We start from the raw sequence: 16,010 nt of genomic DNA, 5'->3' as shown, positions 1-16,010 counted from the left end.
TTTAGTCCTTATTTACAATGCGCATCCTAGCGCCACAACAACAACTTGCCATGTCCCAACCCCAAAGCGGCTAAGACCATATATAGATCAGAACTTCAATTACCGGCTCTCTTTCACCGCTTTGTTTCCCGGCAACCTAAAATAAGAAACCGCAAAATTTCTTTTTGAATTGGAATTTTTATTAAGTTTGCTATAGATTAATTGCGATGATATGCCGTACAAAGAGCGTGAAATAAATAAATTGTATTATACAATGGGGGAAGTTACAGAGATGTTTGATGTAAATGCATCCCAGATACGTTTTTATGAGCGTGAGTTTGACATTCTTCAACCCAAGAAAAATAAAAAGGGCAACCGACTCTTTACGCAGGAAGATATCGCAAACCTCAAAATCATCTTCAATCTGGTAAAAGAAAAAGGATATACGCTACAAGGTGCAAGAGATTATCTCCGTGACAACAAATCCGAGGCAAAAGAAAATCAACGTGTTGTGGATTCTTTAGAACGCCTGAAGAGCTTCTTGCTGGAAGTACGTGACTCGTTATAAGAATATCTGTGTATCCATCTTAAGGCCATAGCCGTCGCACGCCCCTTTAGAGATTGATGACGCCAAGCAAAAAACGCACGATAAAACGAGCAGTTTTTTTCGGGCTGATAAAATCCCATCTGCAAACGTCAATAAATAATAGATCTATTGATGGGCTATCTCCCCTTGAGCTCAATCACTTCAAGGTTTTCAATCTTATCCTTATTGATCTCAAAGCGCATAAGTGTTCTTACTTTATGCCAACCATGTTTGCCTGCAGCACCTGGATTGAGATGAAGACAACGGATTTTCGGGTCAAAAACAACCTTGAGGATATGGGAGTGCCCAGTGATAAACAATTTTGGCGGATCAGCCAATAGGCCGGCCTTGATTCGAGGAGCATACTTCCCCGGATAGCCCCCTATATGGGTCATAAAAACCTCCACCTCCTCACAGGTAAATCTTAAATCTTCAGGAAAACGCAAACGAAGATCTTTTCCGTCAATATTTCCGTACACCCCACGCAAAGGTTTAAAAGCTTCTAGTTGGTCCGCAATAGCAGCGTCGCCGAAATCCCCGGCATGCCAAATCTCATCGCAATCAGCAAAGTACTTGAATACAGATTCATCTAAATAGGAATGTGTATCCGAAAGAAGTCCAATTTTTGTCATAGTCTAGAAAGCTAAAAAATAAGGCGCCAAAGCATTCTTGTACGATTCCGAGTAAACACCCCTGGATTTATAAATCACAAATTCACGTTGGTCAACCATGGTCGTTGGCATACGTTCAAAAGTGACGATCTTTCGAATCACGGGATCCCCAATGAATGAGCTTATTTCAATTTCAGCGGTACAATACAAGCGATGTTCCACTGCCAATGCCATTACCGTTTCCGCGAGTTGTGTAGGAAGAATCAGAACAATTTTACCTTTAGAAGTTAAATACGACGATGCGAACTGTAGTAATTCCCGAAAAAAGTCCAGGTCCGTATGTCGGGCTAATTTCTTCCGGACATCTGGATTATGCAGTGAATCTGTATAAAAAGGAGGATTTGACACAATCAGATCGTAGGGATCGCTTATTTGTAAGTGTTGAAAAGCAGTCGCATGCAATACGAGCCGATCCTTAAAAATCGAATTATTAAAATTTTTGCTCGCCATCGCTGCTGCAAGTTCATCTATCTCCACGGCCTCCACCTGGCTATCAATCATCCGTTGAGCCAACATAAGTGCGATCACACCTGTGCCCGTACCGACATCCAATATCCGCCTCGCACCATCCGTATCGACCAATGATGCCAACAATACGCCATCTGTATTGATCTTCATCGCACAATTGGATTGATCAACTTCAAATTGTTTAAATCGAAATATAGACGCCATGAGCCAAAGATAAAACTTTTGAGATGTTTGCCACAAATAACGAAGACATCATTCAATTTATTTATTAATTTAGTCCCTGATAAATCTATAAGCCATGATGATCCGTCAGTTCATTTTTGCAGTATTTGCTTTCATTTACTTTCTTGCCCCACAAAAAACTCAGGCACAAGAAACATGCGAAAAACATACAGCAGAGATCCTTCCTTTAATAACAGGAGCGTTGAACAACAATGAGTTCGACAAAATTGCCCCTTTATTGAATACCTTACAGGCCAGCTGTGGTGTGACGGAATTCGGCCAACGCTTACGCATTCTTCTGCTCATTATCGACAAAAAGGATAGTGGTACAGAAATAGAACGTTATATCGGTAATCAATTGGACAAGACATTTGTTCAACGTTTAGATGCTGCTGACCGGGGCGACTTCGCCCAGCAATACGAACAAAATAAATCGATATACAATTTCTTTCCCCTGCGGCATCCTTTGGACAATTTAATCAAGATAAGAGCCCGGGCGCTGCTCTCTTCAACTAACTACAGTCTCAATGATCGTGAAAGAGATATTCTTCATTTGTTTGCCGATACCGATAGCCCCGAAGATGAACCGGCACCTCAAAATACCGAACAACCGAAGAGTCGTCCTCAAGTCTACGGAAACAGAAGTAGATCCAAACTGGGCTATGTTCCACTCATCGGTGTGATGAGTCCTCTTGGAGGCGCAAACAAGATTTTTGGAACAAATTTCATGTTTGGATTTATGCTTATGAGTTCATTGGAACGCAAATTTATATTCGAGGGTGGTTTCAACGTGCGGATCAATGCAAATGATAAAAATATCGCCTACAATTATGAAGGATCCGATGTTACGATCAATTCTTCCGCAACGGGATTTATCGGCGGTTCCGTGGGCTATAAAATTTTTGACAACGAAAAATGCATCCTGATTCCCAAAGGCATACTAGGGATAGATATTACGGATACGGGCATCACGGAAAGCGTCTATTCAGACGGATATTATGACCCGGACGGTTACTATTATGACGGCGGTTACAACGATCGCATGGTAACCATTAACAATGTTCACTTAGGCTTGGGTTTTTCCTCTCTTATTCAGATGAAAAACAAGAAATATGTTGGAATTGAGGTGGCTTACCACTATGCACCCTATGATGCGAGTAGCAAGGTCCTGACACCGATACAGTCGAATTACGGAACTGCAGCGTTCTTCTTCAGGTTCTAATTCACTTTATCATCCGTTCCACCATTTGAATCTCTTTTCCTTCTGTTGAAGCAGATCCTTGGGATCCACGTGCAGCATAAGCCAATCTGTTTTTATCTAATTTTTTAGCAAACGCTGAATTTCGTCTAATTTCATCAAGGCTTCCACAGGAGTAAGTGAGTTAACATCCAAGTTGTTCAACATGTCGCGGATTTTATTCAGAACCGGATCATCTATAGAAAACATCTGCAACTGATAGGCCTGTTTCTGAATCTTACGCATGCTATCTTTAATCTGCTCTCCCCCTGTACGCTCCTGTTCCAATCGTTTCAAAATTTGATTGGCACGGTTCAACAGCTTCGGCGGCATTCCCGCGAGCTTGGCAACATGAATACCAAAACTATGTTCGGACCCTCCGGGTACGAGCTTACGCAAAAAGATCACCTTGTTATTGACCTCCTTTACCGTAACATTGTAATTTTTTATGCGCTCAAGCGAGGTTGACAGTTCATTCAATTCATGATAATGTGTCGCAAAGAGAGTCTTCGCTTTGGCAGCAGGATGATTATGTAAATATTCTGCTATTGCCCAAGCGATCGAAATTCCATCGTAGGTACTTGTCCCACGTCCAATTTCATCCAAAAGGATCAGACTTCGATCCGAAAGGTTATTCATGATACTGGCGGTTTCATTCATCTCCACCATAAATGTAGACTCTCCGGAAGACAAATTATCCGAAGCCCCTACTCTGGTAAATATTTTATCGACAAGACCTATTTTGGCTTCTTTGGCAGGTACAAAACAACCAATCTGCGCCATCAGGACAATTAGCCCTGTCTGACGGAGCAAAGCTGACTTACCCGCCATATTCGGACCGGTGATAATAATAATCTGCTGCGCTTTGGGGTCGAGATAGGTGTCGTTGGTAATATAATCTTCACCAATCGGCAGATTTTTTTCGATAACAGGATGCCGTCCACCTTTTATATCCAAAATCTTGCTGTCACTCACCTCCGGTTTGACGTAATAGTTCTTTTCTGCGACAATGGCAAAATTAAGTAGCACGTCCAGCTTGGCAATAAGCTGTGCATTCAGTTGAATCGGCTTGATATATTCTGCAATAGCAACCAATAGTTCAGCATAGAGTCTATTTTCCAATGCCTGGATCTTTTCTTCGGCTCCAAGAATCTGCTCCTCATATTCTTTCAGTTCCTCTGTGATATATCGTTCCGCATTGACCAAGGTTTGCTTGCGGATCCACTCCGTTGGAACTTTGTCCTTATGTGTATTCGTTACTTCAAGATAGTAACCAAATACATTGTTGAATGCGATCTTTAGCGACGGGATACCCGTCAGTTCAGCTTCTCTTTTTTGAATTTCCAACAAATAATCTTTACCGCCAAAAGAAATCTTACGCAGGCGATCCAATTCAGCATCAACTCCCGCAGCAATGACGTTGCCCTTATTGATGGCCACAGGCGGTTCAGCCTGTATTTGTTGTTCTATTCGTTCTCGAATAGCGGCACAGGCATCCAATTGATCGGATATCAGGGCCAGTGATTGCGCGTCCTTACGATCGGTCAGTTCCTTGAGTTTTTCAATGGCATGTAAAGCACGTTTCAATTGAACAATCTCTCTCGGATTGGCCTTTTGAAGCCCGATCTTTGATATCAATCGTTCCAGGTCACCAACTTGTTTAATCTGCCCGATCAGCTCGTCCCGCAGTTCACGGTTATTAAAAAAGAAATCCACTACGTCCAAACGTTCCTGAATACCCTTTTTATCTTTCAATGGCATGACGATCCAACGCTTCAAAAGCCGTGCGCCCATTGGACTTGCTGTATGATCGAGGACATCTGACAGTGTAACTGCATTTTCGTTCATGGATCCGATCAGTTCCAGATTGCGGATCGTAAATCGGTCCAGCCACATAAACCGGTCCTCTTCAATGCGGGAAAGTGTCGATATATGTTGTAGGTTGCGGTGTTCCGTTTCATTGAGGTAATGCAGGGCAACCCCCGCCGCAACGATGCCTGCTGACATCCGCTCCACGCCAAAGCCTTTCAACGATGCAACTTCAAAGTGCTTTAACAAAGCCTCGGTCGCATAGTCACCAGTATAGGGCCACTCATCCAAAAAATAAGTATAATAGTGTGCTCCGAACTGCTCGATAAAATCCTTGCTTTGTTTTTTGGGTAAAATGATTTCAGTCGGCTTGAAACCCTGAAGCAATTTATCTATATAGGATGTGCTTCCTTGAGCAACAAGAAATTCACCAGTAGAAATATCCAGAAAAGCAATACCGATCTTGTCTTTATCTGTAAAAATAGAGGCTAGATAATTATTCGATTTCTGTTGAACAATGTTATCATTGTAAGAGACTCCAGGAGTAACCAATTCCGTGACGCCACGTTTAACGATCGTTTTGGTTGTTTTGGGATCCTCCAGCTGATCACAGATTGCTACCCGTTGACCTGCACGCACCAATTTAGGGAGATAAGTTTCCAGCGAGTGATGTGGAAAACCCGCCAACGCCGTTTCGGATTCCGAACCATTTCCTCGTTTCGTCAAAACGATACCCAAAATTTGAGCCGCCTTGATTGCATCCTCACCAAATGTCTCGTAAAAATCGCCAACACGGAACAACAATAACGCACCAGGATACTTAATCTTGATCGCATTATATTGCTGCATCAACGGAGTTACTTTCTTTTCTTTTGCCAACTTCTAAAATCAAATTTGTGAAGCGTAAAAATAGGATAATATCGTCGCTTTGGCAAATTACAATATCGAACAAATTTTAACATTAATTAAGAAGATATGATTTTTTTAAATTAATATATTTGACTTACATATAAACCACATATTATGAAAATCTATATTATTGCCTTATTGCTGCCATTATGGCTATCATGTATGCTTTATGCACAAAAGAATCTCGAACCAATTTCCCTAGCAGATAAGTCCTATGATCAATTGAGCAAAAAGCAACTGGCGAAAGTGACGGGTAAAATATTAAATGCTAATCAGGAAGACTTATCTAAAATCCAAATACAATACAGTATCGTCAATTTGATGGGGCCACATCAAAGTAAAGCAACTATACCGATGAATGCTGATGGCACATTCGAATTTACACAAACGCATAACGTGCCCTATCAGCAAGTTTGGTTCAGCTTGGGTGACTATGCTTATACCTGCCTTTATCTTCAAGAGGATTTAGAACTCACCTTTGATTTAGAGAAGCTGAAGAAGAACAACGTTTACATGATCGGCGATGGCATTTCCTTTTCCGGAAAAGATGCAGAAGTAAATCGACAGATGAATGCGTACATTTTATTCGATAAGGAACATAATCCCGATTTTTATAAACCTCTGCGAAAGCTCGAACCCAAAGATCCCCAATTTCAGAAAAAATTAGACTCATTATTTACGATTCAAAGAAATACAAATACAGCATTTTATAAAGCTTACAGTACGACTTGCAAACCGTTAATTGATGCGGTGACCAATGCACAGTACACCTACAAACTGTTGAATTACTATTTGACGAATAGAATCAAAAAAGAAATCGGCGATGATCTATTAATCCCAATTTACTCCATTTCCAATGAAGTTAGCGAGTATTGCCGAATTCTAAATTACTATACCAAATATGTCCTCTATCCGGACAACGAAAGTCGTGACGACGTTGTTAAAGTATCCGATTATATTACCAACATTTTTTCAGAAAATTATGCTGATATCGTCAACCTAAAATTCGAGGATAATGATATCCAAATACAAAATACCATGTATAGTACTTTACTGCCCAAATTAAGAAGTGCATGGGCCAAGGAAAACCTCGGTATTGAAATAAAGAATTTAACAGCAAAGCAGGAAAAACTAAAAAGTATGCTCGACACTGCACCTACAAAATCAGTACAAAGCTCTTTCGGCACATTAATAAAAGAGTTCCCTTTCGATGCAGCATTATCAGTGAACAATACGAAAACTGGTACCGAGCTTCTTCAAACCGTCAAGGCAAAATATCCAAACAAACTTATCTTATTGGATATATGGGCGACCTGGTGTATGCCCTGTCTTGATCAGATGCCCTATAGCAAAAAACTACATCACCAAGCAAAGGAGGAAAAAGTTCCGGTAGAATTTATTTACCTCTGTACGGACGCTTTCTCTGACCAACAAAAGTGGATCAACAAAGTAGCAGAGCTGGAACAGCCAGGCACCCATCTCTTTGTTGAAAATAATCTGATTAGCGAACTATTTTCCCTATTTAACCGTTCCGGATTTCCAACATATGTCGTTATAAAACCGAATGGCGAAATAGATACAAAAGCCATATCGTGGATGAGTGGTGTAACTTTGGAAAAATTAAAAGAAATGATGAAGTAATACATGGAAGTATAACTTTTTGATGTTATGTTTGCACAAATTTTGTAATGATATGGCCATCAAAAGATCTGGTAAGCAAAATACAGCCAGCAAACAAAAAAATACCTTTAAGAAAGTTTCCTTCAATCCGTTGAAGTCTATCAAATCACCCGTTCTGCGCATCATAAGCAGAGTCGTCCTCTATTTTATTGGCATCAGCCTTTTTTGGGTAATAAGCTTACGTTTTATTAACCCACCTATTACCTGGCTGATGATTCAACGTGGCTTTGAACTCAAGGAACAGGGTAAAGGGTTTAAACTGGAAAAGAACTGGTTGAGTTACGACGAACTTTCGGACAATTTAAAGCTAGCGGCCATTGCTGGTGAAGATGCCCATTTTATGACGCACTGGGGTTTTGACCTAAAAGGTATCCAAAATGCCATCAAGAAAAATGCACAGGGTAAAAAGCTCCGTGGCGGAAGTACAATCAGTCAGCAGGTTGCCAAAAACGTCTTTCTCTGGCCAGGTCGCTCTTGGTTAAGAAAAGGATTTGAAACCTACTTCACGGTACTCATTGAAACCTTCTGGAGTAAAAAACGTATTCTTGAAGTCTATCTCAATGTCATTGAAATGGGACAGGGAGTTTATGGAGCAGATGCAGCTGCTGAATACTATTTTAGCAAAACCGGAAGCAATCTGTCCAAAAAACAAGCGGCATTGATTATCGCAATCCTGCCAAATCCCCGCGAATGGGATGCGCGTAATCCTTCTTCTTATGTCAACAGAAGAGCAAATGCAATTGCAAAGTATATGCATCATTATACCATTCCGGAATAGGAATACCCGGATTGGATCTTAGCGTTAAATTTGGAGATTTCAGTGATCTGGCGCAACAGCGGATGGAATGCAGATCAATTCCTTTATTATACAGTTCACTACGATCTCGTAACACCATAAAAAAACGCCATTTCTATGAATGGCGTTTTTTTATATCCTCTTTTCGTTATGCAAATAATCTTTTGTGCCAGCTCTCTTTAAAAGGAACCACCCAAGCGTTATCCAATTGGTGCTCGTAAGTAATTGTATTATCAAACACGAGTGTGTTATCATTTATTTCACCTGCGGCCAATAATCTTTCAAAACCTGAACGGTTGACTACCGCGACGCCGCTAGCCGATTTATACGCAAATTGCATACGATCGAAGAGTTGTACTCCGTACTTTTCTTCTATACCTTTCAGAAAACGAACCGAACTATCTACAGAGCAACCTGAAGCCGCAGCAATATCCTCATCAACCTTTAGAATAATAAAAAGGTTGTCGCGCAGTTCAGCAGAGGCAGACAAGGGCTTACCATGCACTTTCCACTGCTCAGCAAAAGCCGATAGTTCAACTTCTATTTGTTGTCCCTCCTCAACCGTGAGGATGCGATCAGCTTGATATATCCAAATACGTTTCATAAGCACTCTCCTTTATTAAATTAACCTATATAATAGGGTGAAATCATCAAATAAACAATGACGCCTGTCACTGCAACATAGAGCCACATGGGGTAAGTGATCCGTGCCAACTTTTTGTGTCGCGCATAAGATCCCGAAATACCTCTTACAAAAGTAAAAAGAACAAACGGTATGATTATAATAGACAAGAGAATATGTGTGATCAATATAAAGAAATAGATTGGTCTTAAAATTCCCTCTCCTCCATATTTTGTTTCAATAGATGTCATGTGATAGGCCACATACATTGCCAAAAAGGCTAAGGAACAGGCAATACAACATTTAATCAAACGTTCGTGCAAAGTTTTATTCCCCTTCTTTATTGCAGCTACCGCCCAAAATAACAACACCGCGGTTACTCCGTTGATCGTCGCATAAATCGGCGGCAGAAAAGTCAATGGCTTCACGTCATAACCTAGCTTTTGTAAATTCACAGTAAACAAAACAGCGACAACTATTGGAATCACAATAGACAGCAACCAAATCCACTTACTATACTTTTTTTCTTTAATAAGGCTCTCTTCCATAATGTTAAAATCTCTTTTGTTCTATTGTGGCTGGATGGTTTCGGATTTCTTCCACCAACAGTAACTTAATTTCGTCTTCAAGACGATCGACATCTGTCTTTACATTAATATCATACATGCCGCGAATCCGTCCTTTTGTGTCAAGCAAGAGATAATTCGAACCGATAATAAATGGCTTGTTCTTATCACTGTTTACCAACGCATCCTGTAATAAACTCTCTTTGGCAAATTTAAAAATATCGACATTAGGATCTGTCACAAAAAACCAGGATTTAGTCCAAGGTTTGTAAACTTTTACGTATTTCGTCAGAACCTCCGGCGTATCGTACGCAGTATCCACGGTGATCGAATACAGTTTTACCTTTTTATTATGAATAAAGCGATTGGCAATCTGATCCAGCTTCTTCACCATCATTCGCGACAATGAAGCATCTCTTGAATACATCAAATGTACCACGGACAAGGTCGTATCACTATCCAATAGGCGCACAGGCATGCCGTCATAATTCACAAAATCAACGGGCGGAACGGTATGATAAATGGTATCGGGAATATCACGTCCCCATTTACGGTGTGTTGTTCCGGGAACCTCCTTTTTACCGAAAATAGGTAAGGAAACGTAGCTATTGGAACCACTTTTATTTAGTATAAAATATAAAAATCCTGGCAATAAAAGAATTACTGCCAGGATCAATATAGTTTTAATACCTTTCTTTTGTCCAGTATTATTATTATCCATTATTCACTTTATCTATTTATTTGGAAACAATTGATGCTCCTGAAAAGCACCAGCCAAGAAACCTCCCTCAACTAGCATTAGGACGATAAAATAAATAATAAAAATAAAGACTATTGATACTGTAACGATGAAACTCGATTTTTCAAATTTTAAGTGCATAAAGAATGCAACGATATAATATGCTTTAACCAAAGTTAAAACGATATAAATAGTATTTACCAATGCACCTTTGGCTAAAATTTGCCAGTGGTGAACAAAACCTAATGCAATTAAGAACTCTAGACAAGTAAGCGCCAAAAGTACGCCAAATACTCTCCAGATGGCTTTCTTATCCATCCCACCTTCGTGAGCATGCTCTCCGTGAGCGATATTATCTTGATATTGTGACATAGCGATCTAAAATTAATAATACAGTGATTAGATTAAGTAGAAGAATGTAAATACGAATACCCACACCAAATCCACAAAGTGCCAATATAAACCTACTTTTTCAATCATTAAATAAGAACCACGATTTTCAAAAGTATTATTCAACGTCATGCAAAGAATGATGATGTTTAATATAATACCTACAGTAACGTGGAAACCGTGGAAACCTGTAATCGTGAAGAACAAGTTTGCAAATTGCAAGGCCGACGTATAGGAAATATCGTGTGTAAAGTATGGCAACAACGCGGTTTTAATCGCATCACCTTCTAAACCTGTAGCTGGATTTTTACCAAACCAGAAACCCATGTGGTGTAAGTGAGTCCACTCGATAGCCTGACAACCTACGAAACAGATACCTCCCAAAATTGTCCATAGCATCCATTTAACAACTTCATTTTTTTGATTACGGTGACCAGCTTCAACGGCCAAAACCATCGTTACCGAAGACATAATCAAGATAAAGGTCATCAAACCCACGAATACCAAAGGTTGACCATGCTCCGCAATACCCGGGATAGATTGGAAAATCTTATCAGGATCTGGCCAAGTTGGGTGAGAAAAGCGTTGTGCGCCGTAATAAACCAAAAATGCAGAAAATGTGAAGGCATCCCCTACCAAGAAAAACCACATCATGATTTTTCCATACTCTAAGTTCCAAGGTGATTTTCCACCATTCCATGGACCAGTTTTTACCTTATCCAATTGCGATACTGTTGTACTCATTGTTTACTATTATTGATTCAAAAGTAAGAAAACATATATATAAATCCATAAAAGATCGAGAAAATGCCAAAAAATACTGGCAAGATCCATGCGGAAAAGATTGCCGTCCTTAGGAAGTTTGTTAACTCCTATAATCGCGCCAATCAAAACGATCAAACCCGCAATAATATGTGCCAAGTGCATCCAAATAAAAACGTAAATAAACGATTGGGATGCGTTGTTATTCACAAAATAAACACCTCTTTCGATTAATACGTTCCAAGCATGTACCTGTAACGCAAAAAATACGATACCCAAAACAAAAGTGACCATCAACAATGCCTTTTGTTTGGAAGAATCACCATTTTTAGCAGCTTTATGCGCTAAAAACATCGTAAGACTACTTACCGCAATCACAATTGTACTATACAACAGTGCATTTGGTAATAGGGTCTTGATCCCTTTGTCCACGCCACTCGCTGTATATACAATGAAACCACTGGATAACGCAGCAAACATCATGAACATACCCAGCATACCCAACCAAAGGTTGAATTTCTGAGCTTTTCTCTGTACTAACTTCTCGTCAGTCTGTGCCTGTATATCTAACATTATTTCAAAGGAATAAAGTTAAGCAATAATACGAGTTGTGTAACAGGTAAATAGATGAAAGATGTAAACATAACTTTCTTTGCCGAAGGAATATCACAATTCCTAAAAAGCAAATAGCCATAATACCCAAACATCAATCCACCAATGACGGACACTATCGTAAACCAAATTCCACCAAAGCCAAAATAATAAGGTATAAATCCAGCAGGAATCATTAACAATCCTGTAATGAATACCATAAAGGCCGATATCTTATCACGTTTTGTAGTTGGTAACAACCTAAAACCAGCCAATTTATAGTCATCATCCACAACCCAGGCGATTGCCCAGAAATGTGGAAACTGCCATAAAAACTGAATCGCGAACAAAACAAAGGGAATAATAATAATCGCGGCTTCGTTGTGTCCACTGTAATAGGCAAGATCATCCTGTGAAAAGGCTGCATAATAACCAATTAATGGTGGAAATGCGCCCGGAAAAGCCCCTACAAAAACGGCTATTGGTGATTTTCTTTTTAAAGGTGTGTAGATGAATGCATAAAGTAGGATACAAAATACCGACAATAAGCCCGCCACAAAATTTAAGCGAACCAATACCAAGGTACCCAGTATGCCCATAAAGACGCTCAATACCAAAGCTTGACCAGTTGTCATCCGACCGGAAGGTAACGGTCTATCCTCCGTACGTTTCATCAATTTGTCCAAATCTTTTTCGATGATCTCGTTAAAACCATTGGCAGAACCTGTTACCAGAAAACCGCCTACAGTCAACAACAACCAATTGATCCAGAAAATTTCACCCTGTTGTTTTGATCCTATCAGAAAAGCTATTGAGGCGGAGAATACCACCGTCAACGTAAGTCTTAACTTAACGAGCTTTTTAAAATCTGAAATAAATTCTTTCATAATTAAAAGAGACCTCCTACTACCAGTGTATTCAAACACATAGTTTTTAACATAAACATCTCGAATTTCAAAATTAATGCCTCTGCTTATTTAACAGCAACAACAGATAAAATTGAGCACCAAACAAAAGTGTCCCAATAACCAAGTGTGTTGTCTGCGCAAATGCCGGTATTGCAAATCGAGCTAAGATAATTCCTGATAGCATTTGGATACCCACGAGGATCAATGCGATTAAAGCAAATTTAAACTGCTTAGATCCTGTATTGAAACTTGTGCGGACCAAAAAGAATAATACAATAACTAAAATCAAAGAACAATATGCCAACCATCGATGCACTTCAAATTGTTGGCCAATAGCTGTTATAAAATCGGCACGGGCAATGTTGGAACCAGTCAATAGATCAACTTCCTCCCGAACACCCGTTCCGACGATCACTTGCGTTAACATCAATAATATCGATGCCAATGCCAGAACTTTCAATACGCTTAAAGAACGATTAACCAATATGGTCTTATCACGTAAAGTAACTGCTTTAAAGTAAGTGTATATACTAATACAAACAATTACAAGCGCCAAGAGCATATGTACAGTGATAATCCATGGCATCAAATTAGTCGATACGACGATCGAACCCAACCAAGCTTGAATAACCACAACAAAAAGATTAATCACTGACCAAACAACGATCGAACTTTTTGATTTTATATATGTGAAGGAATAAATGGCGGTAAACAATAAACAAAATCCGGAAATAACACCTACCAAACGATTGATATACTCCGTCCAGGTCTTCGCAACATTAAATTCCTCATGCTGCAAAATACTTTTGTCGGTACGAAGCTTGTAAGCCATTTCCTTATCACCAAAAAATTCTACAATCTTGGCGAAACGTTCATTCTTCTTTGCTCTCCCTTCGATATAATGTTGTTCATATCCTTGCGGTAATTGGGAAATATCTGTGGGTGGAATAATACGGTTGAAACATTTTGGCCAATCTGGACATCCCATGCCTGAACCTGTACTCCGTACAACACCCCCAGCAATAATGACCATAAACAGTACGATAATCGTAACAAAATTGGTCTTTATAAATCGCTTTTCAGCAGCTGGAAACATAATACTACCCCTACCTCTTAAAATACAAACTTGTATAAAATAGAGTAGGTACAAGCCCTACTCTATTTCATTAAATCTTATTAGTCTTTTCTACCATTCTGCGCATTCCATTCTGCCTGGATACGCTCAGCTTCCTCGTCTCCTTCAAAATCATGAGGCAAATTCGAGCTCATTGTTTCAGAGAAAGGAACATCTTGAGGAATGAAATCCTCACCATGACCTGGCTTACTGTAATCGTAAGGCCAACGGTGTACTGTTGGAATTTCTCCCGGCCAGTTACCGTGAATATGTTCTACCGGAGTAGTCCATTCCAAGGTGTTTGATTGCCAAGGATTTTGTGTTGCTTTCTTACCGAAGAAGATCGAGTAAAAGAAGTTCCATAAAAATGCAACCTGTCCCAAAGCAGCAATGATAGCCGCCCAAGTAACCAATTGATTCACAGAAACCCATTTTGCCATGAAAGCAAACTCGGTAAATGCATAATAACGACGAGGCACACCATCAATACCCATAAAGTGCATTGGGAAGAATACCAGGTAAGCACCGATGAAAGTCAACCAAAAGTGTAAATAACCCAATTTCGTGTTCATCATACGGCCAAACATTTTAGGATACCAATGGTAGACCCCACAAAGCATACCGAAGATGGAAGCAGATCCCATTACCAAGTGGAAGTGGGCTACAACGAAATACGTATCATGCAAGTTGATATCCAATGCTGCGTTACCCAAGAACAATCCTGTTAAACCACCGGAGATAAAGAAAGATACCAAACCGATAGCAAACATCATTGCAGGTGTAAAACGGATATTACCTTTCCACAAAGTTGCTAGGTAGTTAAATGCCTTAACAGCCGAAGGAACGGCAATAATCAACGTTGTAATCATAAATACACCACCTAAGAACGGATTCATACCTGTCACAAACATATGGTGACCCCATACGATAAATGACAACACGGTGATACCGATCAACGAGTAAACCATGGCGTGGTAACCGAAAATTGGTTTACGTGAGTTTGTAGCAATAACCTCAGAAGTCAAACCTAATGCAGGCATAACGACGATATATACCTCAGGGTGACCCAAGAACCAGAATAAGTGCTGGAACAAAATTGGAGAACCACCTTCGTTAGGTAAAATCTGTCCTTGTACAACTAGATCAGACAAATAGAATGACGTACCAGCGGCACGGTCAAAAATCAAAAGAACCACTGCAGATACCAAGACTGGGAATGACAACATACCCACGATTGCAGTTAAGAAAAACGCCCAGATTGTCAAAGGCATTTTCCATAGATCCATACCTTTTGTACGCATGTTCAAAATCGTACTTACGTAGTTGATACCACCGATCAACTGTGAAGCGACGAATAGAACCATACTCACCAACCATAAAGTCATACCAGTCGCAGATCCAGCGATTGCTGTTGGTACAGCCGATAATGGTGGATAGATTGTCCAACCAGCAGAAGCAGGTCCGCTCTCTACAAAGAAAGAAGCGATCATGATTACTGATGCAATGAAGAACAACCAGTAGGATAACATATTCATAAAAGGCGACGCCATATCGCGCGCACCGATTTGATATGGAATCAATAAGTTACTGAATGTACCCGATAGACCCGCTGTCAACACGAAGAATACCATGACAGTACCGTGGATCGTCACCAAGGAAAGGAAAAACTCCGGCTTAATACGGCCACCTTCAGCCCATTTGCCCAAGAATACTTCTAATATAGGGAATTCTTTATCCGGCCATGCTAACTGGATACGGAATAATACTGATAAAAGCATCGCAAAAACTGCCATGATGATACCAGTGATCAAGAATTGCTTGGCAATCATCTTGTGGTCACCAGAAAAGATATACTTTCTGATGAATGATTCCTCGTGATGATGTCCGTGCGAATCGTGATGTTCAGCGCTATGCGATATTACTGTACTTGACATATTCGATTTTATATTCAAAAATTCTTA

General features: G+C 39.9%; 16 protein-coding genes. 4 read left to right on the top strand and 12 right to left on the bottom strand.

Annotation, left to right across the window (positions count from 1 at the left end):
- The first annotated feature begins 211 nt into the window (after positions 1–211).
- Complete coding sequence (locus G6053_RS04040; protein ID WP_077437903.1) at positions 212–547, top strand: MerR family transcriptional regulator; 336 nt, start codon at positions 212–214, stop codon at positions 545–547.
- A 155-nt stretch (positions 548–702) separates the two neighbouring features.
- On the opposite strand, the gene G6053_RS04035 is transcribed toward G6053_RS04040, so the two are convergent.
- Together G6053_RS04035 and G6053_RS04030 are read right to left on the bottom strand one after the other, a co-directional pair.
- Positions 703–1,197 (bottom strand): metallophosphoesterase family protein, encoded by a 495-nt coding sequence (locus tag G6053_RS04035; protein WP_165305625.1) that lies wholly within the window; start codon positions 1,195–1,197, stop codon positions 703–705.
- A gap of 3 nt (positions 1,198–1,200) precedes the next feature.
- Positions 1,201–1,908: a methyltransferase gene (locus tag G6053_RS04030; protein ID WP_165305624.1), complete on the bottom strand. Its 708-nt coding sequence runs from the start codon at positions 1,906–1,908 to the stop codon at positions 1,201–1,203.
- A 94-nt stretch (positions 1,909–2,002) separates the two neighbouring features.
- On the opposite strand from G6053_RS04030, the gene G6053_RS04025 reads away from it, so the two are divergent.
- Positions 2,003–3,148 (top strand): hypothetical protein, encoded by a 1,146-nt coding sequence (locus tag G6053_RS04025; RefSeq protein WP_165305623.1) that lies wholly within the window; start codon positions 2,003–2,005, stop codon positions 3,146–3,148.
- A 96-nt stretch (positions 3,149–3,244) separates the two neighbouring features.
- Here the strand turns inward: G6053_RS04025 and mutS are convergent, their stop codons facing one another.
- Positions 3,245–5,851 (bottom strand): DNA mismatch repair protein MutS, encoded by a 2,607-nt coding sequence (gene mutS, locus G6053_RS04020; RefSeq protein WP_108635985.1) that lies wholly within the window; start codon positions 5,849–5,851, stop codon positions 3,245–3,247.
- A gap of 144 nt (positions 5,852–5,995) precedes the next feature.
- Between mutS and G6053_RS04015 the strand changes: the two genes are divergently transcribed.
- Positions 5,996–7,522 (top strand): TlpA disulfide reductase family protein, encoded by a 1,527-nt coding sequence (locus G6053_RS04015; RefSeq protein WP_165305622.1) that lies wholly within the window; start codon positions 5,996–5,998, stop codon positions 7,520–7,522.
- 52 nt (positions 7,523–7,574) lie between these two features.
- Entirely contained in the window at positions 7,575–8,339 is a 765-nt protein-coding gene (gene mtgA / locus G6053_RS04010; RefSeq protein WP_108635986.1) for a monofunctional biosynthetic peptidoglycan transglycosylase, read from the top strand.
- Between the two features lie 166 nt (positions 8,340–8,505).
- On the opposite strand, the gene G6053_RS04005 is transcribed toward mtgA, so the two are convergent.
- The 9 genes from G6053_RS04005 to G6053_RS03965 all read right to left on the bottom strand — a co-directional run bounded on the left by G6053_RS04005 (position 8,506) and on the right by G6053_RS03965 (position 15,983).
- A complete protein-coding gene (locus G6053_RS04005) occupies positions 8,506–8,961 on the bottom strand; it encodes an ABC transporter ATPase (protein WP_104384994.1) in 456 nt (151 codons plus the stop codon).
- A 20-nt stretch (positions 8,962–8,981) separates the two neighbouring features.
- Positions 8,982–9,527: a DUF420 domain-containing protein gene (locus tag G6053_RS04000; protein WP_165305621.1), complete on the bottom strand. Its 546-nt coding sequence runs from the start codon at positions 9,525–9,527 to the stop codon at positions 8,982–8,984.
- Positions 9,528–9,531: 4 nt separating this feature from the next.
- Positions 9,532–10,266, bottom strand: a complete 735-nt coding sequence (locus G6053_RS03995; protein ID WP_165305620.1) for an SCO family protein — start codon at positions 10,264–10,266, stop codon at positions 9,532–9,534.
- A gap of 12 nt (positions 10,267–10,278) precedes the next feature.
- On the bottom strand, positions 10,279–10,656 hold the full coding sequence (locus tag G6053_RS03990) for a cytochrome C oxidase subunit IV family protein (protein ID WP_077437911.1): 378 nt from the start codon (positions 10,654–10,656) through the stop codon (positions 10,279–10,281).
- Between the two features lie 27 nt (positions 10,657–10,683).
- Positions 10,684–11,418 (bottom strand): cytochrome c oxidase subunit 3, encoded by a 735-nt coding sequence (locus G6053_RS03985; RefSeq protein WP_108635989.1) that lies wholly within the window; start codon positions 11,416–11,418, stop codon positions 10,684–10,686.
- Positions 11,419–11,427: 9 nt separating this feature from the next.
- Positions 11,428–12,009, bottom strand: a complete 582-nt coding sequence (locus tag G6053_RS03980; RefSeq protein WP_108635990.1) for a cytochrome c oxidase subunit 3 — start codon at positions 12,007–12,009, stop codon at positions 11,428–11,430.
- Positions 12,009–12,914, bottom strand: a complete 906-nt coding sequence (gene cyoE / locus G6053_RS03975; protein ID WP_108635991.1) for a heme o synthase — start codon at positions 12,912–12,914, stop codon at positions 12,009–12,011. The genes G6053_RS03980 and cyoE overlap by 1 nt, the downstream gene beginning before the upstream one ends.
- Positions 12,915–12,987: 73 nt before the next feature.
- On the bottom strand, positions 12,988–14,031 hold the full coding sequence (locus tag G6053_RS03970; RefSeq protein WP_165305619.1) for a COX15/CtaA family protein: 1,044 nt from the start codon (positions 14,029–14,031) through the stop codon (positions 12,988–12,990).
- A gap of 80 nt (positions 14,032–14,111) precedes the next feature.
- A complete protein-coding gene (locus G6053_RS03965; protein ID WP_181390647.1) occupies positions 14,112–15,983 on the bottom strand; it encodes a cbb3-type cytochrome c oxidase subunit I in 1,872 nt (623 codons plus the stop codon).
- Positions 15,984–16,010: the final 27 nt, after the last annotated feature.

It is taken from the genome of Sphingobacterium sp. DR205, assembly GCF_011064245.1.
In the GTDB taxonomy this organism is placed as follows: Bacteria; Bacteroidota; Bacteroidia; order Sphingobacteriales; family Sphingobacteriaceae; genus Sphingobacterium; species Sphingobacterium athyrii.
The sequence above is the reverse complement of the archived record's forward strand: the minus strand, read 5'-3'. Positions and strand labels throughout refer to the sequence as shown.